The organism is Mycobacterium paraffinicum (assembly GCF_001907675.1).
GTDB classification, from domain to species: Bacteria; Actinomycetota; Actinomycetes; order Mycobacteriales; family Mycobacteriaceae; genus Mycobacterium; species Mycobacterium paraffinicum_A.
Genome location: NZ_MPNT01000008.1, coordinates 81,200 through 104,029 on the forward strand (window position 1 = coordinate 81,200; position 22,830 = coordinate 104,029).

Genomic DNA, 22,830 nt, shown 5'->3' on the forward strand with positions numbered 1-22,830 from the left:
GCTCAGGGCGGGGCCCGTACGGCGTGTCGCCGCCCTGGACGCACACGCGATCGGGCAAGAGCGCAAGGGGCGCAACCTAGAACGTGCTCGTCGGCCGCACCCTGTTCGCCATGTCCACCAACTCATAGCGGTGGCGTTGGGTGGGCGCGACCCGGGCCAGGTTGCGCAGCGCGGCCTCGACGCCCAGCCGCAACCCGTGCTCGGTGAACGGGAAGCCCAGGATGTGATTGGTGCTGGCCTTGTTGCCCTCCAGCCAGTCCATCGCGCAGCCCAGCACCAGCGCGCGGATCTGCAGCACGCGCGGCTCGGTCGGCGGCAGCGCCTCCACGCGCCGGGCGGCGTCACGGATGTCCTCCTCGGTGATCTCGCTCTTCGACCGCCCGGACAGCAGGGTCACCGCACTCGTCAGCCGCGCGGTGGTGAAATGCCTCGAGGTGGGCGGCACCTCGTCCAGCGTGCGCACCGCGCCGGCGCGATCGCCCTCGGCGGACAGCCATCTGGCCAATCCGAAAGCCGCCGAGATCACCCCGTCGTTGGTCTTCCACACCGTCTGGTAGTACTTCTGCTCGTCGACGTTGCCGGCCAGCTCGGCGGTGGCGGCCAGCGCCAGCTTGGGCGCCAGCTCGCCGGGGAAGGTGTCCAGCACCTCGGTGAAATGCGTTGTGGCGGACTCGTAGTCGCCGGTGAGCAGCTCGGCGACGGCCTTGTACCAGACCAGCCGCCACTGCCAGCCCACCCGCTCGGCCAGGTCGTCCAGCTTCCTGGTGGCCTTGGCCACGTCGCCCAGGTCCAGCAGCGCGCGAACCTCCATCAGCGGCAGCTCGGTCGACTCGGACACCTCGACGCCGTCCGCGTCCAGCGTGCCGTGGCGGGCCGCGCGCAACGAGTCCAGGGTCTGCACCGGCTGGGATAGCACCGTCGCCTGCAGCACGGGCGCGGCGACGTCGGCCGGATCCACCAGCGGCACCTGTAGCGCCGTGACGATCTCGCGGGCCGTCAGCCGTTCCGAGTGGACCTGGCCGTCGAGGTAGACGTCGGTGTGCGCGACCAGCAGGTCCACCCCGAACGTCGAGCGGCTCGGGCTGAAGATGGTCGACAGACCGGGCCGCGGCACGCCGGTGTCCTGGGCGACGACCTCCCGCAGCACACCCATCAGCTGGGCCGACAGCTCGTCGGTACTGGAGAACCGGCGCCGCGGGTCGGGATCGGTGGCGCGGCGCAGCAACCGGCGGTACGAGTCGTAGGTGGTCAGCACGGGGTCGTCTTCGGGCAGGCCGTCGACGTAGCGCCCGTTGCGGGTGGGCAGGTTCACCGTCAGCGCCGCGAGGGTGCGCCCCACGGTGTAGATGTCGGTCGCGACCGTCGGGCCGGTCCGCACGATCTCCGGCGCCTGGAACCCCGGCGTGCCGTAGAGGTAGCCGAACGAGTTGACCCGCGACACCGCGCCCAGGTCGATCAGCTTCAGCTGCTCCTCGGTCAGCATGATGTTCTCCGGCTTGAGGTCGTTGTACACCAAGCCGATCGAGTGCAGATAGGTCAGCGCCGGCAGGATCTCCAGCAGGTAGGCGATGGCCTCGGCGACGGGCAACTTCTTGTCCTTGCCGTGCTTGAGCGGCTGCCCACCGATGTACTCCATGACGATGTAGCCGACCGGGTTGCCGGCGCGGTCCTTGTGCTCGACGAAGTTGAAGATCTGCACGATCTGCGGGTGAACCACCTCGGCGAGAAACTGCCGTTCGGCCATCGCGATCGCCTGCGCCTCGGCGTCACCGGAATGCACCAAGCCCTTGAGCACCACCGGGCGGTCGTTGACGTTGTGGTCGACCGCCAGGTACACCCAGCCCAGGCCGCCGTGCGCGATGCAACCCTTCACCTCGTACTGGTTGGCGACGATGTCGCCCGGATTCAGCTGTGGCAGAAACGAATACGCGCTGCCGCAGGCGGGGCACCAGCCCTCCGACTTGCCCTTGCCCTCCTTGCCGGACCGGCCGACCGGCTTTCCGCAGTTCCAGCAGAACCGCTTGCTCTCCGGCACCACGGGGTTGGTCATCAGGGCCTCGAGCGGGTCGATGTCCCGCACCCGCGGGATCTCGACCAGGCCGCCGCCGAGGTGTCTGACCGGTGGCAGCACCCGGGTTCCCACCGTCACCCGGTCTTGCGCATCGCTGTCCAGCGTGCCGAGCGAGATGTGCGGAAAGTCGTCGTCGTCATCGTCGAAGTCCGGCCGGAACAGCGCCTGGGTGGCCTGGATGCGCCCCGTCGTCGCGCCACCGCCCTGCGTGTCGGGCGGCTGGGTGCCCGGGCTTTCGTCGCCGCCGGTTTCGGGGCGCTCCATCTTCTCCGACTCGGCCATCAGTCCAGATACCTCGGCGTGGGCGGGGCGGGCGCGGGCCCCAGCACCGTCAACCACTTGCGGTACAACGTGTTCCACGTGCCGTCCCGGCGGATCCGCTCCAGGGTGCCGTTGACGAACCGGACCAGCGCAGTGTTGGTGAGGTTGACCCCGATGCCGTAGGGCTGGGTCGCCATGTTCGGCCCGACGATGTGCAGGTACGGGTCCTCCTCGACCAGCCCGGCCAAAATCGAGTCGTCGGTGCTGACGGCGTCGATCTCGCGCTGCTGCATCGCCACCAGGCAGTCGGCCCAGTTGACCACCGACACCACGACGGGCGGCGGGTCGATCTGGCGGATCCGGTGCAGCGACGTCGTACCCTTGGCCACGCAGACCCGCTTGCCGGACAGGTCGCTCACCTTCGCGATCGTCGAATCCCGCGGAGCCAGGATGCGCTGGTTGGCGTCGAGGTAGACGGTCGAGAAGTTGACCTCCTTGCGCCGCTCGCAGGTGATCGTCATGGTCTTGACCACCACGTCGACCTCGGAGTGCTGCAGGGCGGTGACGCGCTCGTCCGACGACAGGATGCGGTATTCGACGTGCGAGGGGGCGCCGAAGATGTCGCGGGCGATCTCCCCCGCGATGTCGACGTCGAAACCGGTGATCTCGCCGGTGATCGGGTCGCGGAAGCTGAACAGGTTGCTGCCGATGTCGAGCCCGACGATCAGCCGGCCGCGCGCGCGGATGTCGGCGACCGCGGCGTCGGCCTCGGCCTTGGTCGGGAAGGGCCGCAGGCTCGCGGTCAGGTCGCAGCTCTGGCTGGCGTCGTCGGCCGGCAACGGCGGCTCCGGCGGCAGCTGCTGCATGCCGACCGGGGTGGGCGGCGGCAGCGTCGGCACGTTGGGCACCGACAGGGATTCCGTGTGCGAGCACCCCGCCACCGCGGCCACCGCGGCGAGCGCCGCGCCCGCCCGCCGCAACCGGCCCGGCCGCGTCGTCATCGATACTCTCTCAGCCGGGGCCACAGGCCCAGGGCCACCGCGATGGCCGCGCCGAGGGACAGCACCACGCCGCCCACCTGGGCGCCGGACAGCCCGCTGCGCGCGCTCAGGACGTCGTTGCGCAGGTGGTTGCGGCTCTGTTCGATGGCCTTGACCAATTGGTCCTCGAGCTTGTCGAACGCCGGGGTCGAGTCGTCCTCGCTGCTGCCGAGGGCCACCTGCGTGGCCGCCCGGTAATTGCCGACCGAGATGTAGGAGGTGATCCGGTCGTTGGCCTGCCGCCAGCGCAGCAGCAGCTGGTCGGCGCCCTCCAGGTCGGGTTTGTCGACGGCGTCGCTGCGGACCATGTACTGGTCGAGCTGGGAGTGCATGGAGTCGATGCGTTGATAGAACGACTGCTTGCGCTTCTCCTCGTCCCCGCGACGGATCAGCGACAGCGTCTCGTCGGCGCGCGCCTGCTGGGCGGTGATCGCGACGTTGGTGACGATCCGCAGCGAGTCCGCTGCGGTGTTCTTGGCGCTACGGCTGGCGGCCGTGGAGATCGTTAGCGCAGTTCCGACCCATACCACCATGACGAGAATAGCGAGGCCGCCCACGACCAGGCCCGGGTTGATCCGGCGCCGGGTGCGCCGGGCCAGCCACCGATGGGAGAAGGCGCCGAAGACCGCGGTGGCGGTGACCACCAGGATGACCGGCGCAGGAATCTGTGTGGACGCGGTGGTTTCCGCGTCCACCCGTTCCGACGTGGCCTGATAGAGCTGGGCCGCGTCGGGCAGGATCGTCGATTGCATCAGCCCCGAGGCCTCCGACAGGTACGACGACCCGACCGGGTTGCCCTCCCGGTTGTTGGTGCGCGCGATTTCGATCAGGCCGGTGTAGACGGCCAGTTCGGCGTTGATCCGGCCCAGCAGCTGCACCAGCGGCTCGTCGGTGAGCCCGCTGGACGCCCGGGTCACGGCGACGGCCGCGTCGGTGATGGCCTGCTCGTAGCGCTGCCGGACCGGCGGCGGCTCGGCCTCCGCGATGAACGCGGTGGCCGCCGCGGCGTCGGCCACCGACAGGGTGGTGTACAGCCGTCCGGCGGCGAACGACAGCGGCTCGGTGTGGTTGAGCACCGTGGTCAGCACCTGCTGCCGGTGGTTGATGGTGGTGGAGGTGGCGAAGGCGCAGATGCCGCCGAGCACCGCCAGCACGATTCCGATGCTCAGGATGCGGCCCGGTGTGGTGGAGATGAACCACCAGCGCGGGTGGGCTGGTTCGGCCGGCGACCGCGACCCCTGCGGTTCCGTCGACGGGTGCGCCAGCTCAACCGTCACGTCGAATCAGCCCTCATCTTTCGCGGCCCCTGGAACGCTGCACCAAACTCTATAAGCGAATTCTAAGAGAATGTTGCGACGGATGGGTGGAGGCAGACCAATTGACCAGCGGATCACGTGCCTATCCTGAACGCGTGCAGGGCGACGGCGACGGCTGGGTGGTTTCCGACAGCGGCGCCCACTATTGGGGCCGTTTCGGCGCGGCGGGTCTGCTGCTGCGGGCCCCCCGGCCGGACGGCACGCCGGCGGTGCTGCTGCAGCACCGCGCGGTCTGGAGCCACCAGGGCGGGACCTGGGGCCTGCCGGGCGGGGCGCGCGACAGCCACGAGAGCCCGGAGGAGACGGCCGTCCGGGAGGCGCACGAGGAGGCCGGCCTGTCGGGCGAGCTGCTGACCGTGCGGTCGACGGTGGTCACCGCCGAGGTCGCCGGGCACGGCGGCGCGCGCTGGACCTACACCACGGTCGTCGCCGACGCCGCCGAGCAGCTGCACACCGTGCCCAACCGGGAGAGCGCCGAGATGCGCTGGGTCGCCGAGGACGAGGTGGCCGAGCTGCCGCTGCATCCCGGCTTCGCGGCGAGCTGGCAACGGCTGCGCACCGCCACGGCGCTGGTGCCGCTGGGCCAGGCCGACGAGCGACGGCGGCACCTGCCGCGCACGATCGAGATCGAGGACGGCGTCTTCGTCTGGTGCATGCCGGGCCCCCCGCTTCAGGCCGATACGGCACCGCTGCATCCGCGCATCAACTCGCTGCTGCAAGCGCTGAGCTGAGCCGCTGCGCCGCCGCCCGCGGGTCGGAGGCCGCGGTGATCGCCCGCACCACCACGATCCGCCGGGCGCCGGCGGCGAGCACCTCGGGCAGCCGCCGCTGGTCGATACCGCCGATCGCGAACCACGGCTTGTCCCCGCCGAACTCGGCCGCCGCCCGCACCAGCCGCAGGCCCGGGGCCTCCCGCCCCGGCTTGGTGGGGGTGGGCCAGCACGGGCCGACGCAGAAGTAGTCGGCCTCGCCGGCGTTGGCCGCGGCGGCCTGGTCGGCGTCGTGGCTGGACAGGCCGAGCAGGGTGTCGGGACCGACGAATCCCCGGGCCACGTCCAGCGGCAGGTCGCCCTGCCCCAGGTGCAGCACATCGGCGCCGGCGGCGCGGGCGATATCGGCCCGGTCGTTGACCGCGAACAGCGCGCCATGGCGGCGGGCCGCGTCGGCCAGGACCTCGCACGCGGCGAGCTCGTCGCGCGCCTCGAGGGGCCCGAACCGCTGCTCGCCGGGCGATCCCTTGTCGCGCAGCTGGATGATGTCGACCCCGCCGGCCAGGGCGGCGTCGGCGAACTCGGCCAAATCGCCGCGCTCGCGGCGCGCGTCGGTGCACAGATATAGCCGCGCGGCCGCCAGGCGGGTAACTCGCTGATGCACACCGCGACGCTAGCGCGCTAGCGTGGAGGCCGAAGAACCTACAGACACGGGAGTCCCGGGAACGGGGTCTGAGAGTGGGCGCGCCCGCCCTTACCGTCACACCTGATCCGGGTCATGCCGGCGAAGGGAGGCCAGGATGCCAGCAGACCGTGGGTCGTTGGCGGTCATCGGCGGCGGCGTGATCGGGCTGGCCGTGGCGCGCCGCGCCGCGCAGGACGGGTGGTCGGTGCGGGTGCACCGCACCGCCGACCAGGGCGCCTCCTGGGTCGCCGGCGGCATGCTGGCCCCGCACAGCGAAGGCTGGCCCGGCGAGGAACGGTTGCTGCGGCTGGGCCTCGAGTCGCTGCGGCTGTGGCGCGAGGGCGGCTTCCTCGACGGGCTGCCGCCACAGGTGGTGACCGCCCGCGAGTCGCTGGTGGTGGCGGTCGACCGGGCCGACGTCGCGGACCTGCGCACCGTCGCCGACTGGTTGTCCGCTCAGGGGCACCCGGTGGTCTGGGAGGCGGCCGCCCGGGACGTGGAACCCCTGCTGGCGCAGGGCATCCGGCACGGCTTCCGGGCGCCCACCGAGCTGGCCGTGGACAACCGCGCGGTGCTGGACGGCCTGTCCGCGCAGTGCGAGCGCCTCGGGGTGCGCTGGGCGCCGCCGGCGCGCGACCTGTCGGTCGAGGGCGACGCGGTGGTGATCGCCAACGGCATCGACGCGCCCGCGCTGTGGCCGGGCCTGCCGGTGCGCCCGGTCAAGGGTGAGGTGCTGCGGCTGCGCTGGCGGCGGGGGTGTATGCCGGTGCCGCAGCGCGTCATTCGCGCCCGCGTCCACGGGCGCCAGGTATACCTGGTGCCGCGCGCCGACGGGGTGGTCGTCGGCGCCACCCAGTACGAACACGGGCGCGACACCGCCCCGGTGGTCTCGGGGGTGCGGGACCTGCTCGAGGACGCCTGCGCGGTGTTGCCGGCGCTGGGCGAATACGAGTTGGCCGAGTGCGCCGCCGGGCTGCGCCCGATGACGCCCGACAACCTGCCCCTGGTCCGGCGCCTGGACGAGCGCATATTGGTGGCCGGCGGCCACGGCCGGTCGGGCTTCCTGCTGGCGCCGTGGACGGCGGAACAGATCGTGTCCGAACTGGCCCCGGTCGGAGCCCGGTCATGATCGTCGTGGTCAACGAGCGGAAGGTCGAGGTCGACGAACGGACCACGGTGGCCGCGCTGCTGGAGACGCTGGGCTACCCGAACCGCGGCGTCGCGGTGGCGATGGACGACGCCCTGCTGCCCCGATCACGTTGGGACGCAACGCTTTCCGACGGTGCTCGGCTCGAGGTGCTGACGGCGGTGCAGGGTGGCTGAAACCAAGCTCACCATCGGCGATCGCAGCTTCGCCTCGCGGCTGATCATGGGCACCGGGGGAGCGACCAGCCTGGCAGCGTTGGAAGAGGCGCTGGTGGCGTCGGGCACCGAGCTGACCACCGTCGCGATGCGGCGGGTCGACGCCGAGGGTGGGACCGGGCTGCTCGACCTGCTCAACCGGCTCGGCATCACGCCGCTGCCCAACACCGCGGGGTGCCGCAGCGCGGCGGAGGCGGTGCTCACCGCGCAGCTGGCCCGCGAGGCGTTGAACACCAATTGGGTCAAGCTGGAGGTGATCGCCGACGAGCGCACACTGTTGCCCGACGCGGTCGAATTGGTGCGGGCCGCAGAGCAGTTGGTGGACGACGGGTTCGTCGTGCTGCCGTACACGAACGACGACCCGGTGTTGGCCCGTCGGCTCGAGGACGCCGGCTGCGCGGCGGTCATGCCACTGGGGTCGCCGATCGGCACCGGCCTGGGCATCATCAACCCGCACAACATCGAGATGATCGTCGCCCGGGCAGGCGTTCCGGTGGTGCTCGACGCCGGCATCGGGACCGCGAGCGACGCCGCGCTGGCGATGGAGTTGGGTTGCGACGCGGTGCTTTTGGCCACCGCGGTGACCCGGGCCACCGATCCGGCGACGATGGCGGCCGCGATGGCCGCCGCCGTCACCGCCGGCTATCTGGCCCGCCGTGCGGGGCGGATTCCCAAGCGCTTCTGGGCGCAGGCGTCCAGCCCTCAGCGATGAAAAGATATGTGGCGCTGGGCAGTTCGATGGCCGCCGGTCCGGGCATCCGGCCGCGCGCCGCGGGCGCTCCCTGGGGCTCGGGCCGGTCGGCGCGCAACTACCCGCACCTGGTCGCGCGACGGTGCGACCTCGACCTGGTAGACGTCACGTTCTCCGGTGCGACCACCGCCCACGTGCTCGCCGATCACCAGCGCGGCACGCCACCGCAGATCACCGCCCTGAACGGCTCGGAAAGCCTGGTGACCATAACGATCGGCGGCAACGACGTCGGCTACATTCCGCTGCTGATGGCCGCCTCGGTGCCGCGCCCCGTCCGGCGGCTGCCACTGCTCGGTGCGCGCATTGCCGACCTGCTGGACCGCGACGCGCGGGTCGAGGCGCTCGACGCGGTGTTCGAATCGTTGTGCGCGGTCGGTCGCGCGGTGCGCGAGCGCGCGCCGCGGGCCCGGATCTTCTTCGTCGACTACCTCACCGTCCTGCCCCCCGCGGGCACACCGGCCGCCCCGCTTTCGCAAGCCGATGCCGACCTCGGCCGCCACGTGGCCGCGACGCTGGAGCGACTCACGGCTGACGCGGCGATGGCGACCGGCTGCGAGATCGTCGGGGCGGCAGCGGCCAGCCGCGAACATCACGCGTGGTCGGGCGACCCGTGGACCACGAGACCCGGTGTGCCGCTGCCGGGCCGGGCGGCGCCGTTGCACCCGAACGCGGCGGGGATGCGCGCCGTGGCCGAACTGGTGTCCGGGCTGTGGTGACGGGTCAGCCGTTCGTACGCCACCACTGGTAGAGGGCGTTGACGTCGGAGTTGGCCGCGGTGAGGTGGCCCAACACGTTCTTGGCGTCGGTGGTCCAGGTCAACGTCGCGTAGTTCTTGTAGGTGCCGCAGGCGATCTGGCCGCCGGTCTGGCCGTTCTGCTTCCAGGTTCCCGGTGACTGCCCGGCGTCCCCGCACGCGGCCAGTGACACATCCTTGATGGTGGAACTGAACGCGGCGCTCAAGTTCGTGCCGTTGGAGAACAGGGCGTAGACGCCGGAGCCCGGTCCGCTGGGGTCGGGGCTCTGCCCGCACAGGAGCTCGGCCAGTTCGCCGGATTCGGTCAGCTCCTGCGGCTTGCAGTTGTTGAGGCCGTAGCCTTTCGACAGGTTGGCGGCCAGCGTGTTCATGTCGGCAGCGCTGCCGGTGTTGGGTTCCGCCACCGCGATGGCGCTACCCGCGAAGGCCAAACATCCGGTGAAAGCTGCGGCCGATACGGCTCGCAGCGCGGTGGTGAGATGTGACATTTTCGTTGCCTCCCTGCGGTTGTTGGATGGGTGATGCGGAAAACTGTTGCCCCCCAACAGAAATTCAGCCGTTGGCTCGCCACCACTGATACAGCGCCGCGGCGTCGTTGTTCGGCCCACGGATATAGCTCAAGGTGTTCTTGGCATCGGTGGTCCAGATGATCTCGGCAGCGTTCTGATACGTCCCGCAGGCCACCTGACCGGCATTGCCGTCGCTGCCCTGGTGCCAGCTGGTGGGCGACTGGCCGCTGTCGCCGCAGGTGCTCAGCACGTCGTCTTTGATGCTGGCCTTGAACGAGCCGACGAGGTTTTCGCCGTTGTTGAACAGGATGTACTTGGCTTGGACGGGGCCGCTCGGGTCGGGACTCTGCCCGCAGGCCAGCGACGCCAGTTCGCCGGTGGTGACGCTCTGGGCCGTGCAGTTGTTCAGGCCATAGCCCTTTGACAGGGATGCCGCGAGCGCGTTGAGGTCCGACGCGTTGCCGGTGTTCGTGGGATCCGCGGTAGCGGTGGCCGTGCCGGCGAAGGCGGAGCCGCCCGCGAGCGCCGCGGCCGCGACGGCTCGCAGCGCATTGCTGAGATAGGACATCCCACGACTCCTCGGCGGTTGTCGTACCGGCGGCACTCACCGGAAAAACATGCTTCCGCTAAGTAGGGATCGTAGGGCTATGTCGTGACAAAGCAACACATTCCGCTGGCAATTGTCTGTCTGGGCATCCTTTTCGGAGACGCAGGTCAGGCGCCCGCTGGCCGGCCAATCCGAAAAGCGCTGCCACTCAATCGGTTTCAGTTGGCCAGGCGTCATCAGCGCCGGGTGGCGGAACGGGCGGACAGGAGAACGGAGGCTGAACGCCGCGCGACCGGCGCCCCGCACGTCAGCGGGCCAAAAGCGGATTTTCAAATTGCTGGTGCCGCCGCGACTGTGCTCGGGTATGGTTAGCACCGTTTCACGCCAGCTAACTTCTCGGGACTGGAGAATCCATGACACAGCCACCGGCACCGCCCCCTCCGCCGCCTGGTTACCCGCCGCAGCAGCCCGCCGGGCAGCCGCCGAATAACTATTTGGTGTGGTCCATCCTGGTGACCCTGTTCTGTTGTCTCCCCTTCGGGATCGTGGCGATCGTCAAATCCAGCCAGGTCAACGGGCTCTGGGCGCAGGGCCGTTATGCCGAGGCGCAGGCGTCCGCCGAGAGCGCCAAGAAATGGGTGATCTGGTCGGCGGTCATCGGTGTCGTCGTGGGCATCATCTACGGCATCCTGATGGCGGTCGGCGCGCTGAACACGAACACCAATGCGGCGCTTGCCGCGATGTTCTAAGCCCGGTTCGCGATCATGGTGACCCGTCAAGGGTCGGCGTCGTCGAGTCTGGGTGCGCCACTGCTGGTGGCCGCGTCTACGACGCTGATGTGCGCCGCCATCTGGGCGGGTGACCCCACCACTCCCAACGGTCCGCTGCCGGTGTGCCCGACCAAGGCGCTGTTGGGTATCGACTGTCCGGGATGCGGCAGCTTGCGCATGCTGTATTCCCTGATGCACGGCAACATCACGGCGGCCGCCAGGTACAACGCATTGGGCCTGGCGGCTGTCGTGCTCTTGGTGTGGGCGTACCTCGCCTGGACCTACGGACTGCTCGCGGGCAGGCGGATCCGCAGCTGGCAACACACTCGTTGGTCCGCCGTGGTGGCCATGGTATTGGTCGGGGCGTGGTTTGCGGTGCGCAACATCCCCTTTGCACCGTTCAGCGCCCTGTACGTCTGATACTGCCGTGTCCTGATCACGGCCGGTCGCGCCGCGGTCTAACCTGGGGCGCGATGGTGAACAAATTCACGACGGTCCCCGCGGCGCTCATCGTGGTCGCCCTGTCCGCATTCTCGGCCGGCTGCTTGCACAAGTCGGCCGACTCGCAACGGGCAACGGGAGACCCCGCCGCGGCGGCCCGGTTCGCCAGCGCCTTGCACGACAAGGTCACGAGCGACGCGATGATGGCGCACCTGGCAAAGCTCCAGGACATTGCCAACGCCAACAACGGCACCCGGGCGGTCGGCACCCCGGGTTACGAAGCCAGCGTCGACTACGTGGTAAACACATTGCGCGGCAGCGGTTTCGACGTACAAACGCCCGAATTCTCGGCGCGCGTGTTCCACGGAGACAAGCCGGAGGTGACCGTCGGCGGTAAGCCGGTGGAGGCGCACGCCCTGGACTTCAGTCTCGGCACCCCGCCGGACGGCGTGAGCGGGCCGTTGGTGGCCGTTCCCGCCAGCACCGGCCCCGGCTGTGCCGCCGCGGATTACGGCAACCTTTCGGTGCAGGGGGTCGTGGTCCTGGTGGACCGCGGCGGTTGCCCCTTCGCGAAAAAGGAGGACGCCGCGGTGCAGCGCGGGGCGGTCGCGATGATCGTCGCCGACAACGTCGACGAGCAACAGATGGGCGGCACGTTGGGGCCGGACACCAACGTCAAGATCCCGGTCGTGAGCGTGACCAAGTCGGTCGGCGTGCAATTGCGTACCCAGCCGGGGGCTACCACCATCAAGCTGAACGCGAGCGTCCAGAGCTTCAAGGCCCGCAACGTGATCGCGCAGACCAAGACGGGCTCGACTACCAACGTCGTGATGGCCGGCGCGCATCTGGACAGCGTGCCCGAAGGCCCGGGCATCAACGACAACGGTTCGGGCGTGGCCGCGATATTGGAAACCGCGCTGCGGCTGGGTAATTCGCCCCCGGTGCGCAACGCGGTGCGGTTCGGGTTCTGGGGTGCGGAGGAACTCGGGCTGATCGGATCGCGCAACTACGTCGAGTCGCTGGACTTGACCGGGCTCAAAAGCATTGCGCTATACCTGAACTTCGACATGCTCGCGTCGCCGAACCCCGGTTACTTCACCTATGACGGCGACCAGTCGCTGGCGGCGGACGTTCGCGGCCAGCCGGTGGTGCCGGAGGGGTCGGCCGGCATCGAGCGCACGCTCGTCGCCTACCTGAAATCCGCCGGAAAGACCGCCCAGGACACCTCATTCGACGGCCGCTCCGACTACGACGGATTCACCCTGGCGGGCGTCCCCGCCGGCGGCCTGTTCTCCGGCGCCGAGGCGAAGATGTCGGCGGATCAGGCCAAGCTGTGGGGCGGGGCCGCGGACCAGCCCTTCGACCCCAACTATCACCAGAAGACGGACACCCTCGACCACATCGACCGGACCGCACTGGGCATCAACGGCGGTGGAGTCGCCTACGCGGTGGGCCTGTACGCGCAGGATCTCGGCGGCCACAACGGGGTGCCCACGATGGAAGACCGCACGCGTCACGTGCTAACCAAGCCATGACCCGCCGGCTGGGCGCGGCAATGCTGCTGGCGACCGTGCTGGCGTCCTGCACGTCTGCGCGGCCGGGATCGCCGACCGCCGCACCGGATCTGGCGCACAGCCTGGCCGGCAAGGTGAGCGCCGACGGGATGCTGACCCACCTGCGCGCGCTGCAGAACATCGCCAACACCAACAAGGGAAATCGGGCCGACGGCACGCCGGGCTACGACGCCAGCGTCGACTACGTGGCTAAAGCCCTGCGTGACAAGGGTTTCGAGGTACTGACGCCGCAGTTCGACCGGCTCTACACCGTGGCCCCGGGCAAGCCGTCGGTCACGGTCGCCGGCCGCAGCTACACCGTCGACCAGGCTTCGCTGTTGGTCCAGACACCGCCCGGCGGCCTGACCGGGCAACCGGTCCGGCCCACCCAACCGTCGGGCTGCGCGGCCGGCGATTATCCGGGCGTGCTGCCCAAGGGTTCGATCGCCGTCGTCGACGACACGCGTTGTTCGGTGGTCGACAAGCAGAACAGCGCGGTGGCCAAGGGCGCGGCCGCGCTCGTCGTGCTCAGCGCGCCCGCCGGCCAGGGCGCCCCGCCCACGCTGTTCACTCCCGGCTACTTCAAGCAGCTGACCGTCCCCGTCGCGGTCGCCAACCCCTCCGCCGTGACCGCGCTCGCCGGGGCAACCGCGCCCATCCGCCTGGTGCTGGACGCCCAAAACGTCAAGATCACCTCGCGAAACGTCGTGGCGCAGACCAAGACCGGCTCGCCGCACGACGTGATCGTGGTGGGCGCGCACCTCGACAGCCCCCGCGGCGGCCCGGGCATCAACGACGACGGAACCGGGGTGGCCGCGGTGCTGGAGACGGCGCTGCAACTGGGTCCCCTGGCACCGGTGAACAACGCGGTGCGGTTCGCGTTCTGGGGCGCCGACGAGGACGGGCTCAACGGCGTCATGGATTACGTGTTCGGCATGGACAGCGATCAGCTCAACGACATGGCGATGTACCTCAACTTCACCACGCTGGGTTCGCCCAACGCCGGCTTCTTCACCGACGACGGCGATCAGTCCGGTCCGCCGTCGCCCGGGGTGACCTACGCGGACGTCCCCAACGGCTCGGCCGGTATCGAGCGCACCCTGGCGGCCTACCTGAACCTTGCCGGGAAGCGACCCGCGGACATGCCGCTGAACACGCTCGCCGACTACCACCCCTTCATGGTCGCGGGTGTGCCGGTCGGGGGCATGACGGCCGGGGCCTCGCAACCGAAGACCACGGTTCAGGCCCGGCTGTGGGGCGGGCAAGCCGGCGCCCCCTTCGACCCCAACTATCAAGGCCCCCGCGAGACCGTCGACGCCATCAACCGAGACGCGTTGGCCGTCATGGGTTCTGGCGTCGGATACGCCGTCGGGAGCTATGCGGAGTCCATCGGCGGCGTCAACGGAGTGCCGCCGCACGACAAACGGCATCGGACCCGGGTGCCCTAGCGGAATCGAACGCCGCCGGGTTCAGTGTGCCCGCTGTGCCGTGGCACATCCGTGCGAGCACCTTCCGGGTGTTGTCCCGGCCGGCTGGCTTGCGGATTGCCCTCCTCGACCGCGCAGGTCAGTGCCGGATTTCCCGGGCGGGTCTGCTGAGGCGGCCGCCGCGGCCCGGGGGACTCGTAAATCGCCTCCACAACTGAAAGGGTGGGGGGATGACATCCGCTGCTGCGTGCCCGTTCGGCTGAATGTGGCAATTCACGAGCAACTGCGCGCCGCGGTCGACGGCCGGCGCGGGGCGGAGGCGGCGGACCGGCTGTGCGAGGCCTGCGTGGTCCTGCTCGACGTCGATGCGGCCGCGATCTCGCTCGTGTTCGACGGCTTGAGCAGCGGAACCCTGGGCGCCAGCGGTGAACCCGCCCGCAGGTACGACGAACTTCAGTTCATCCTCGGGGAGGGTCCCTGCCTGGATTCCGTCGCCCAGCGGATTCCCGTTCTGGTCGTCGACCTCGCCGACCCCGAGGAGGCGCGTTGGCCCGTCTATGGGCCCGCCATGCTTGCCAACCAGATCAGGGGCGTCTACGCCCTGCCGGTGGTCGTGGCCGGCGAATTCGTCGGCGCGCTCGACCTCTTCCGCGCCCAGCCCGGCCCGCTGCCGGGCGACGGACTGAGCAACGCCGTCACCGCCGCGGAGCTCGCGGGCATCCCGCTGCTGGACCTGCTGGACGCCGACCTGCAGGCGGCCGTCGCGGACCCGCACAGCAACGCGTGGGCCGAACTCAACGCATTGAGCCGCGCCGAGGTCAGCCAGGCCACCGGCATGCTCGTCGCGCAGCTGGAGGTGGAGCCGGCCGAGGCTCTGATCCGGCTGCGCGCCCACGCGTATGCCACCGGCCGGAGCGCCACCGACGTGGCCCGCGACATCCTCGATCGCCGGTTGCGGCTCGAGGCCGACTGATGTGCCTGCGCGGACCCGACAGCCGGGAAGGAGGACAGCGTGACTGAGGTGCCTCGTGAGACCCTCGTGTTGAACGCCGTCGTGTCGATCGTCGACAGCCTGCTCGACGACTTCGACATAGTCGACCTGTTGACCGGGCTCACAGAGCGATGTACAGAGTTGCTAGACATTGCGGCCGCGGGATTCCTGCTGGCCGACCCGTTGCACCAGCTCCGCCTGCTGGCTGCCACCTCCGAGCAGGCCCGTGAGCTGGAACTTTTCCAGCTGCAAACCGACGAGGGCCCGTGCGTGGATTGCTATGCCACCGGCCGGCCGGTCTCGGTCGCTGACATCGAAGGCGCGCGCGAGCGGTGGCCGCGCTTCGTCCCGGCCGCGGTCGATGCGGGGTTCGCGTCGGTACACGCCGTGCCCATGCGGGCCGCCGGTCTGGTGTTGGGCGCGCTCGGCTTGTTCGGTTCCCAACGCGGCGAGCTCACCGACGCCGATCTGCTCGTCGGCCAGACCCTGACGCACATCGCGAGCGTGGCGATCCTCCAAGAAAACCCACCCACACCGTCGACCGTGATGCCGAGGCTGCGTTCGGCGCTGGCCGGCCGCGTCGTTGTTGAGCAGGCCAAGGGGTTGCTCCGGCAGATGCTCGACATCCCCGTCGAGGACGCGTTCCGGCTGCTCCGGACCTACGCGAAAGCCAACGGTCAACACCTCACGGACGTCGCACGCAGACTGATGACGGACCGGTATTCCCGGATGCTGATCGTCGCAGAGATAGCCGAATTGCAGGCTGGCACAACCGAATAGCGGTCTCAGCTGCGCCGCGCGCGAGCCCGCCGTGCGGCCTCCTCGACCAGCCGCTCGGCGACGACGTTCAGCTTGACGTTCTCGGTTTGGCTGATCTGGGCGAGCCGTTGAAAGGCCTGACTCGCGTCGCTGCCCGACCGGCCGCGGATGATGCCGATCGCCTGGTCGATCACCGACCGGCTGTCCAACGCGCGCTGTAAGCGCAGTGTCCGTTCGTGAGCGTTGGCGAGCAACTGGGCGTTGTAGACCGAGACCGCGGCGGGCTTGGCGAATTGCGATCCCAACTGCACGGCGTGATCGGCGAACGCGTCGCGGCTCGTGGCGTAGGCGTTGATCGCGCCGACCAGTTGATCGCCCACGATCAGCGGCAACGCGAGCGCCGAGTGCATCTGCATGCGGGCCACGCGGCCGCCGAAGTGTGGCCAACGGCTGTCGCTGCCCAGCGACCCGCTCACCGTGGGACGGCGCGACTCCATACAGGTGATGCTCGGACCCTCGCGCAGTTCGCTGTACTGCACGGTGTCGATCTCGTGGACCAGCAGCGCCGTCGCCGCCCAGGTCTGGACACTGGAAATGCCGCGCTGCGGATCGACCAGAGCGACGCCGACGTCGTCGGCGCCGGGAATCGCCTGCTCCGCGAACTCCGCCACGTCCCCGAGCAGATCGATCACGCCGCGTCCGCCGGCCACGATGCCGGCCACCCCGCGAAGCCCCGCGTAGAGTTCGGCCTCGTCTGCCTCGCGCTGAGTGGGGGAGAGGTCGGGCAGGGCCGGCATTACCCGATTGGGCTGGGCGTCGAAGTCGGCCAACGTCCCCTCCTTGCGTGCAACGGTAACCCCAAAGCTACTCTCCCTGCAGCGTGGGCATTTTCAGCCGACGAGTGCCGACGTGTGGGCGCGCCGCAGCTTGCCCGATGGCGTCTTCGGGATCGTTCCCGGCTCGACCACCACGACATTCCGCGGCCGGACGTCGACCTCGGCAACCACCTCGTGCGCCACCTGTTGCTCGATGCGCCGCACCTCGGTCGCGTTCTGCCAGTCGTTGGATTCCACGGCGATCGCGAACGTTTCGCGGGCGCGCCCGGCCTCCAGGCGCACCGCGACGGCCGCACCGGGGCGGACGCCGGAGACGCGTGCGGCGGCGCGCTCGATATCGGTCGGGTAGATGTTTCGCCCGGCCATGATGATCACGTCTTTGGCTCGGCCGCAGACGACGACGTGACCGGCCTCGGTCAGATAACCGAGATCGCCTGTGTCATACCATCCTTGGTCGTCTTGGGCCGTGACGAAACCGGCCATCGTCTCGTAACCCTGCGTCACCGACTCGCCCCGCACCTCAATGACGCCGACCGCCCGGGCGGGCAGCAGGTTGCCGTCTTCGTCGACGATGCGCGCTTCAAGCCCGTGTAGCAACCGTCCGAGGGTGGCCAGTCGCCGGGTTTTGCCCTTCGTGGCGGGGACGGCCCGGTGCAGCACGGCGAGCAAGTCCGCGTCGACCTCGTCGATCAACAGGCCCGCACCGCACTCGGAGAACGAGACCGCCACGGTCGTCTCGGCCATACCGTAGGCCGGCAGGATCGCCTCCGGACGTAACCCGAACGGCTTGCCCGCCTCGCACAATGCTTCGACGTCTGCGGGCTCAACCTGCTCGGCGCCCGACAGCGCCCACCGCAGGGTGGACAGGTCGAACTGGCCGGGCCGCGCCAGCCTGCTCAGGCGTTTGGCAAACAGCGTGTAGGCGAAGTTCGGCGCCGCGGTCATGGTGCCCTTGTACTTGTCGATGAGCTTGGCCCACAGCAGGGTGTCATGTAGGAAGTCCATCGGCGTGACCTTGACCAGTTCCGCACCGAAATACATTGGCACGGTCAAGAACCCGGTCATCCCCATGTCATGGAACAAGGGCAGCCAGCTCACGATCACGTCGGTTTCGATGTCGACCTGCGCGCCGATGAACATCGCCTCGGCGTTCGACACGACATTGCGGTGCGAGATCCTGACCGCCTTCGGTGACCCGGTGGAACCCGACGTCAGCTGGAGCAGCGCGATGTCGTCGTCGTCGGTCTCGACCGGATCGATCGGATGACTGCCGAGCAGCTGCTCGACGGTCAGCACTCGCATGCCCAGCTCCGCCAGCAAGCTGGCCGCGGCGATGAACGGATCTGAGATGACAACGGTCTTGGCGCCGATCATATCGATGACGGCGGTGGTCTCCTCGGCCCAACGCGCAAGGTCGGTGCGGGGGGTGGGCTGGTGGAGCATTGTGAGGCTGGCCCCGCGCATCCAGATGCCCTGGCCGGTCGGCGCGATCTCGGCCGGGGCGCCGGCCAGCACCGGGACGGCATCGCCATGGCCGACGCCGGCCCTGGCTAGCCCACCGGCGATCCGACGGGCCCGTTCGTGCACCTCGCCCCAGGTGTGCCTGACCGGGCAGTCGGGCTCCCCGGTGACCAGACCCTTGGAACTGGACTGGGCGGTGCCGTACATGGTGTCGGTGAATTTACTCAAGATCTTCCCCCTTGATCCGGCGCTGACGGTTGGTCATCGACGGCGGGCGCTTACCACGAGGAAAAGTGCCGAACGCGTTGGTGTCGGCCGCGAAACTCGCATCGGACTGCTGGCAAGCCGGCGTCAGTGGCGCCGATGCGCCGTGACTGCGGCGGGAGCGCCTGCCCCTCTTCAAGCACGAAGCGGATGAACCGTCACTTGGGATGAAGCGAGGGGTCGAGCGGATCGGACGCTTAAAGGCTACGTAGTTCTCGGCAATCGGGTGGCTAGGCGCGCCGAAATCGCCGCCGGCTGAGGCGGTGAACTGTGAGGCCCCGGGCAACGCGACTCCGTCTATCGGTCCAACGGCACGACGCTTGAGAGCTGTCGGCTATGGCGGGTAGTGCAGTCACGTTGCAGGTGGGGACCTCGACGGGTCGCCACCGGGCGTTTCCGGGAGGCTGGGGAATCAACCGCATCACACGATACCGGACAGGGCACGCCCAGAAAACAAAACGCCGAAGGCGTAAGTGTCCGCGCCTTGAGACAGGCGGGATCCAAGCGACTGGGGCCCGCGCCGGGCCGCACGCTTGCGGTCAGCGATGTGCTTCGTGCGCGGATGCGCCGCGCCGCCGAGCTCGCCGGCGGGGCTGGCGATGCCGAGTCCGTGTTGGATTTTGCACGGCGCAGCGAAACATGTTGCCGCCGTTGGTTACCGCGACAGTGCGGCTAGTTGTTGCTCAACGGATCTTTTCGGGTATCGAGTTCAGTGCGAAAAGTACTTCTACCGCAAGTTCGCGGGCGGCAGCGCCGTCAAGCGACGTATGCGCCCTTAGCGTGTCTTGGACGAGATCTATTCTGATCTCGTAAGGCGTGCGGAGTGCTGGTTTGGTCGCCATCGTATTCCCATTTCCATCGAGTGCCGTGACCCCAGAGGGAGTCACTCGCACGGTTGCTCGAATACCTTGTACGCCTGGGTAGTTTGAAGCGCGGCGCGTGCGGCGACGTAGTCGCCCTTGACAGCAGCAGGATTCAGACCCGGCCCGTCCCGCTTGATTCTCGCGCGGTGTGCAAGGCTCAGGTCGGGGTGTCCGCCTCGGCGGCACTGGTCATGAGTAGGCCCTCGACGGTCGAGGCATTGCTGGGCCCCGCCGCGGTCATCATCACGGCATGCGCCTGGGCTGGGTCGGCTCCGGGCGAAACGACCAGCAAGGCCACTCTGGTGGAGTTGAGGCCGAGCACCTCGACGGTACTTACCGGCTGACGGCGATAGCCGTCAAGTCGTACCTTCCGTCCCCCGCTCACGAATTTCGCAGGCGCCGTGTCCCATTCGTTCACGTTGTACAACACGCGGTTGATCGGCCCGAGTCGAACGGACAGGACCGACAGTAGATCCGGCAGCTCCGCCGTGAGGTCGGCGGTATGCGGCCACCAAGCACCATCGACATACCCGCTCTGGGGTGCCTTGGGCTTTAGCCGCAACCGCGGTGTCTGCGCGGGTGGGGTGTGTGAGCCACCCCCGTCCACGTACTCAGTTTTCGGCGTCATCGCGACGCTCCCGTCTTGACCGCGAAACGGCCAGTTACTTCGAATCGGCGACGACGTGGCTGTGAATAGTCAGGTACGAGATATCACCGATAGTCAGACACTACTCCGCTGCGGCGAAACCGTAGAAATTGTCGGCCCGGAACCAGAAAATTGGGGGTGGCTGAACTTTGCGGGCGAGTGCGAATCTTTTTCTCTTTGCCTTCAGATGGCCTACGCTGGGCGACAGTGGCGGGTCGAACAGGTTGCGTTCCTAGTCTGCCGCGAGATGGCCGTTGGTGCGCAACTGTGGTGTTAAGCAGTCAGCGCCAGGCCGGCCGCCGTCGAAACTCGCTGTGTGAACAAGCGCAGCACGGCTCTCCAAGACAGTCGGTAACGCGGGGGCCGACCGTGCGACCTTGACGCCCCGTGCGACAGCGACCAACGAGAGGGCGGCGCACGAGTCGGCGGCTTCTCGTTGACGGATCTGGCGGCTCATCCGAGATTCCGTTCGTATCAAGGGCTTACGAACGCTCGCCGAGAGCTCTCGATGAAGGGAAGGCCCGATGGTCACGCGATTGTCGAGGACCGACGCGCTGTCACTACACGCACAAACGTCGAAGACGCCCGCGCACACACTTGCGGTGGTGATCCTCGATGCGTCTGATCAGCTCAGCCACCAGCGGCTACACCGCCTGGTGGCCACGTCCCTGCCCCGCCTGGCGCGCTTTCGCAGCCGGCTGGTCGGCAAGCCGCTGGGTATGGGCCAGCCAGTATGGGCCGAGATCGCCGGCTACGACCCCACGCCGCAGATTCATTGCGCAACGGTTCGTCCTCCGGGCGGACGGCGTGAACTTGCGGACCTGGTCGCGGATCTGACCAGCCGGTCGCCGCAGTGCCCCAAGTGGTTGTGGGAAGCGTGGAGTATCGACGGACTGACCGGCCGCAGGTGGGCGCTGGCGGTGAAGATGTCGCCGGCGCTCAATGACGGGGCCGCTGGGGCCGCGTCCTTGTGGCCGCGGCTGTTGACCGCGTCGCCCCACACCGACCCCGCCAACAATCTGGCGAGCGAACCGAGTCTGGGCTCGGCTCCGTCCGCCGGCGAACTTGTCACCGATGCGGTGACCGAGATCGTCGAGAACCACATCACCGGAATGTGGCTGATGGTCGAGACCATGTTTGGCGTGCTGCACGCCGCGGGCGCTCGGCTGGGGCCTGGGCGCGAACACCCGCTGGTGGACGCCGCGGGACCGTCGATGAGCGGCGCGGTGCCGCACACGGTGTTCAACGCGTCGCCTACCAAGAGGCGCGCGGTGGCCTTCACCTCCGTCCCGCTGGCCGACCTCAAGGCGGTCAGCACCGCGTTCGGGGGCAGCATCACCAACGTGGTTCTCGCTGCCTGCACGCTCTCGTTGCGCGCCTGGCTGCAACGACACGACAAGGTGCCCGACGGCCCCCTGCTGATGCGGATGCCGATCGAGTTACCGGCCACGTCCGCGCCTCCGACCGGGACGGCGTTGAGGGTCGGGCGGCTTCGCATCCCCGTACACCTCGACGACCCGGTGCAGGTCCTTGCCAACCTCCACACCGCGACCGAGAGGCTGAACGGAATCCGGAGCGACAGCGTCGAAAAGCGTTATCCCACAATCGAGTCCGCCACCGTGGCCTCGATGGTCCCGCCGGCGGTGGCTCGGCTGGGTATGCAGCTCTACACTCGATCCGGCCTGCGGCGACAGCTCAAGCCAATCTGTCATGGCAGCGTCTCCTCTACGGCCCTCGACGCGACTCTGGCGTTCTGCGCGGGCGCACGTGTGGTGGGCGTGCATACCTTTCCGCCACCGTCGGAGGAAAGTGGTTTCAAGATCGCTCTGAGCTCCCGTGGTGAGGAGTTGGATGTGAGCGTGTGTGCGTGTCCGGACAACGTGCCCGCGGTCGGCGACATCGCGACCGGGATCGCGGACGCGGTCGACGTTTTGGTCGCCGCCGCCCAGAAATCTCCTCGCGGGCAAGGCCGTTCGGTCGTCACGGAGATGACGTCACACCCGGCGAACCGTTCACGCGGCAGCATCATGAATGTCAGCCGGCGCCGGTAGCCGCCGGCACGACGGAAAAGCGCCGGCAGGGTCTGGCGCATGCACTCGATTTCGCCGCCGTGGTCCAGGTGGGCGTACATGCTTGAGACGTGCTCCTGAAGTTGCCGCCGGCACCCAGCGCGCCGAATGCCGCAAGCGCCGCGTCAAACCAGCCATCGCCACGTTCCTTCGGGAGGCGTCCCCGAACGAGACGAGCCGACCAGACCCGCGACTCGCATTCTAGGGCCAATGGTCCCTACCCCCGGTGGGTATATGTGTGACATCGTTTGGGGCATGACGGAAACTCCTGAATCCAGCGTCGGACCCGTGACCGGCCACCACCACGGGGACGGGCCGTACGCGCGCAGTCGGCTGGGCCACGTGGCCGCGTGGGTGATCATCGTCGCCGGTGTCGTGTTCGTCGTCGCGGTCGTCTTCTTCACCGGGCTGTTCTTGGGGTGGTCCTCGGGTGACCACTACGGCTGGCACCACGGCTATGGCGGCGGGCGTGCCGGTACCTGCCCGATGATGCAGCCCGGCGGAACGATGGGGCCGGGCATGATGGGCCCCGGCGGAATGATGGGACCCGGCGGGATGGGCCCGGGGGGCCCGGTCGGGCCCCAGCAGACGCCGGCACCGACGGCGCCGCGCCCCTAGCGGACCGCGCGCCGTGGATGGTGTCGCAGAGTTCGCTATTGCCGTAGGACAACCCGTCAGTCGGGTCTCGTTCGGCGATCGGTTAAGCCGCGCGCAACCGCGCAACCGCGCACCCGCGCGGCCGGC

23 protein-coding genes and 1 riboswitch are annotated in these 22,830 nt (G+C 68.9%); of the genes, 13 read left to right on the plus strand and 10 right to left on the minus strand.

All coding sequences use genetic code 11. The features are described 5' to 3' along the window. Positions 1-76: 76 nt before the first annotated feature. From BRW65_RS11190 to glnX, 3 genes are read right to left on the minus strand one after another with little or no spacing between them, the layout of a single operon-like run. Positions 77-2,335 carry a serine/threonine-protein kinase PknG gene (locus BRW65_RS11190; protein ID WP_432206419.1) on the minus strand — a complete coding sequence of 753 codons (2,259 nt, stop codon included), beginning with the start codon at positions 2,333-2,335 and terminating at the stop codon, positions 77-79. A gap of 17 nt (positions 2,336-2,352) precedes the next feature. Then, positions 2,353-3,333: a glutamate ABC transporter substrate-binding protein gene (locus BRW65_RS11195; RefSeq protein ID WP_073874500.1), complete on the minus strand. Its 981-nt coding sequence runs from the start codon at positions 3,331-3,333 to the stop codon at positions 2,353-2,355. Further along, positions 3,330-4,649, minus strand: coding sequence for a protein kinase G-activating protein GlnX (gene glnX / locus BRW65_RS11200; RefSeq protein ID WP_073874502.1), 1,320 nt, complete (start codon positions 4,647-4,649; stop codon positions 3,330-3,332). The genes BRW65_RS11195 and glnX overlap by 4 nt, the downstream gene beginning before the upstream one ends. A gap of 134 nt (positions 4,650-4,783) precedes the next feature. On the opposite strand from glnX, the gene BRW65_RS11205 reads away from it, so the two are divergent. Beyond that, complete coding sequence (locus tag BRW65_RS11205; protein WP_073874504.1) at positions 4,784-5,419, plus strand: NUDIX hydrolase; 636 nt, start codon at positions 4,784-4,786, stop codon at positions 5,417-5,419. Here the strand turns inward: BRW65_RS11205 and thiE are convergent. Then, a complete protein-coding gene (gene thiE / locus BRW65_RS11210) occupies positions 5,391-6,062 on the minus strand; it encodes a thiamine phosphate synthase (protein WP_073874506.1) in 672 nt (223 codons plus the stop codon). The genes BRW65_RS11205 and thiE overlap by 29 nt on opposite strands. A 36-nt stretch (positions 6,063-6,098) precedes the next feature. Continuing rightward, positions 6,099-6,209, plus strand: a riboswitch (TPP riboswitch). Here thiE and thiO point away from each other — a divergent pair. The 4 genes from thiO to BRW65_RS11230 all read left to right on the plus strand — a co-directional run bounded on the left by thiO (position 6,199) and on the right by BRW65_RS11230 (position 8,912). Then, the gene (gene thiO / locus BRW65_RS11215; RefSeq protein ID WP_073874508.1) at positions 6,199-7,212 is read left to right on the plus strand and encodes a glycine oxidase ThiO; all 1,014 of its coding nucleotides are present in this window, start codon (positions 6,199-6,201) and stop codon (positions 7,210-7,212) included. Its footprint overlaps the riboswitch before it by 11 nt. After that, positions 7,209-7,406, plus strand: a complete 198-nt coding sequence (gene thiS / locus BRW65_RS11220; protein WP_073874510.1) for a sulfur carrier protein ThiS — start codon at positions 7,209-7,211, stop codon at positions 7,404-7,406. The genes thiO and thiS overlap by 4 nt, the downstream gene beginning before the upstream one ends. Beyond that, positions 7,399-8,157 carry a thiazole synthase gene (locus BRW65_RS11225; protein WP_073874512.1) on the plus strand — a complete coding sequence of 253 codons (759 nt, stop codon included), beginning with the start codon at positions 7,399-7,401 and terminating at the stop codon, positions 8,155-8,157. Before thiS ends, BRW65_RS11225 begins: the two co-directional genes overlap by 8 nt. Then, positions 8,154-8,912, plus strand: coding sequence for an SGNH/GDSL hydrolase family protein (locus tag BRW65_RS11230; RefSeq protein WP_073874514.1), 759 nt, complete (start codon positions 8,154-8,156; stop codon positions 8,910-8,912). Before BRW65_RS11225 ends, BRW65_RS11230 begins: the two co-directional genes overlap by 4 nt. Positions 8,913-8,916: 4 nt before the next feature. On the opposite strand, the gene BRW65_RS11235 is transcribed toward BRW65_RS11230, so the two are convergent. Both BRW65_RS11235 and BRW65_RS11240 read right to left on the minus strand, forming a co-directional pair. Further along, on the minus strand, positions 8,917-9,438 hold the full coding sequence (locus BRW65_RS11235) for a serine/threonine protein kinase (protein ID WP_073874516.1): 522 nt from the start codon (positions 9,436-9,438) through the stop codon (positions 8,917-8,919). A gap of 64 nt (positions 9,439-9,502) precedes the next feature. Next, entirely contained in the window at positions 9,503-10,027 is a 525-nt protein-coding gene (locus BRW65_RS11240) for a serine/threonine protein kinase (RefSeq protein WP_073874518.1), read from the minus strand. A 392-nt stretch (positions 10,028-10,419) separates the two neighbouring features. On the opposite strand from BRW65_RS11240, the gene BRW65_RS11245 reads away from it, so the two are divergent. The 6 genes from BRW65_RS11245 to BRW65_RS11270 all read left to right on the plus strand — a co-directional run bounded on the left by BRW65_RS11245 (position 10,420) and on the right by BRW65_RS11270 (position 15,968). Beyond that, positions 10,420-10,755, plus strand: a complete 336-nt coding sequence (locus tag BRW65_RS11245) for a CD225/dispanin family protein (RefSeq protein WP_067268761.1) — start codon at positions 10,420-10,422, stop codon at positions 10,753-10,755. Positions 10,756-10,770: 15 nt separating this feature from the next. Next, positions 10,771-11,196 (plus strand): DUF2752 domain-containing protein, encoded by a 426-nt coding sequence (locus BRW65_RS11250; RefSeq protein WP_073874521.1) that lies wholly within the window; start codon positions 10,771-10,773, stop codon positions 11,194-11,196. A 53-nt stretch (positions 11,197-11,249) separates the two neighbouring features. Beyond that, positions 11,250-12,752: a M28 family metallopeptidase gene (locus BRW65_RS11255; RefSeq protein WP_073874523.1), complete on the plus strand. Its 1,503-nt coding sequence runs from the start codon at positions 11,250-11,252 to the stop codon at positions 12,750-12,752. Further along, positions 12,749-14,218: a M28 family peptidase gene (locus BRW65_RS11260; RefSeq protein WP_073874525.1), complete on the plus strand. Its 1,470-nt coding sequence runs from the start codon at positions 12,749-12,751 to the stop codon at positions 14,216-14,218. The genes BRW65_RS11255 and BRW65_RS11260 overlap by 4 nt, the downstream gene beginning before the upstream one ends. Before the next feature lie 244 nt (positions 14,219-14,462). Next, entirely contained in the window at positions 14,463-15,170 is a 708-nt protein-coding gene (locus BRW65_RS11265; protein WP_073874527.1) for a GAF and ANTAR domain-containing protein, read from the plus strand. A 39-nt stretch (positions 15,171-15,209) separates the two neighbouring features. Further along, positions 15,210-15,968 (plus strand): GAF and ANTAR domain-containing protein, encoded by a 759-nt coding sequence (locus BRW65_RS11270; RefSeq protein ID WP_073874529.1) that lies wholly within the window; start codon positions 15,210-15,212, stop codon positions 15,966-15,968. A 5-nt stretch (positions 15,969-15,973) separates the two neighbouring features. On the opposite strand, the gene BRW65_RS11275 is transcribed toward BRW65_RS11270, so the two are convergent. From BRW65_RS11275 to BRW65_RS11285, 4 genes are all read right to left on the minus strand, one after another. Next, the gene (locus tag BRW65_RS11275; protein WP_073874531.1) at positions 15,974-16,777 is read right to left on the minus strand and encodes a GAF and ANTAR domain-containing protein; all 804 of its coding nucleotides are present in this window, start codon (positions 16,775-16,777) and stop codon (positions 15,974-15,976) included. 60 nt (positions 16,778-16,837) lie between these two features. Then, the gene (locus BRW65_RS11280; protein ID WP_073874533.1) at positions 16,838-18,472 is read right to left on the minus strand and encodes a fatty acyl-AMP ligase; all 1,635 of its coding nucleotides are present in this window, start codon (positions 18,470-18,472) and stop codon (positions 16,838-16,840) included. Between the two features lie 719 nt (positions 18,473-19,191). Continuing rightward, positions 19,192-19,350: a DUF6307 family protein gene (locus BRW65_RS32255; RefSeq protein WP_244168065.1), complete on the minus strand. Its 159-nt coding sequence runs from the start codon at positions 19,348-19,350 to the stop codon at positions 19,192-19,194. Between the two features lie 178 nt (positions 19,351-19,528). Further along, complete coding sequence (locus BRW65_RS11285) at positions 19,529-19,999, minus strand: DUF5994 family protein (protein WP_073874535.1); 471 nt, start codon at positions 19,997-19,999, stop codon at positions 19,529-19,531. Positions 20,000-20,541: 542 nt separating this feature from the next. On the opposite strand from BRW65_RS11285, the gene BRW65_RS11290 reads away from it, so the two are divergent. Both BRW65_RS11290 and BRW65_RS11295 read left to right on the plus strand, forming a co-directional pair. Next, complete coding sequence (locus BRW65_RS11290) at positions 20,542-22,068, plus strand: wax ester/triacylglycerol synthase domain-containing protein (RefSeq protein WP_073874537.1); 1,527 nt, start codon at positions 20,542-20,544, stop codon at positions 22,066-22,068. 273 nt (positions 22,069-22,341) lie between these two features. Then, positions 22,342-22,704 (plus strand): hypothetical protein, encoded by a 363-nt coding sequence (locus BRW65_RS11295; RefSeq protein WP_073874539.1) that lies wholly within the window; start codon positions 22,342-22,344, stop codon positions 22,702-22,704. Positions 22,705-22,830: the final 126 nt, after the last annotated feature.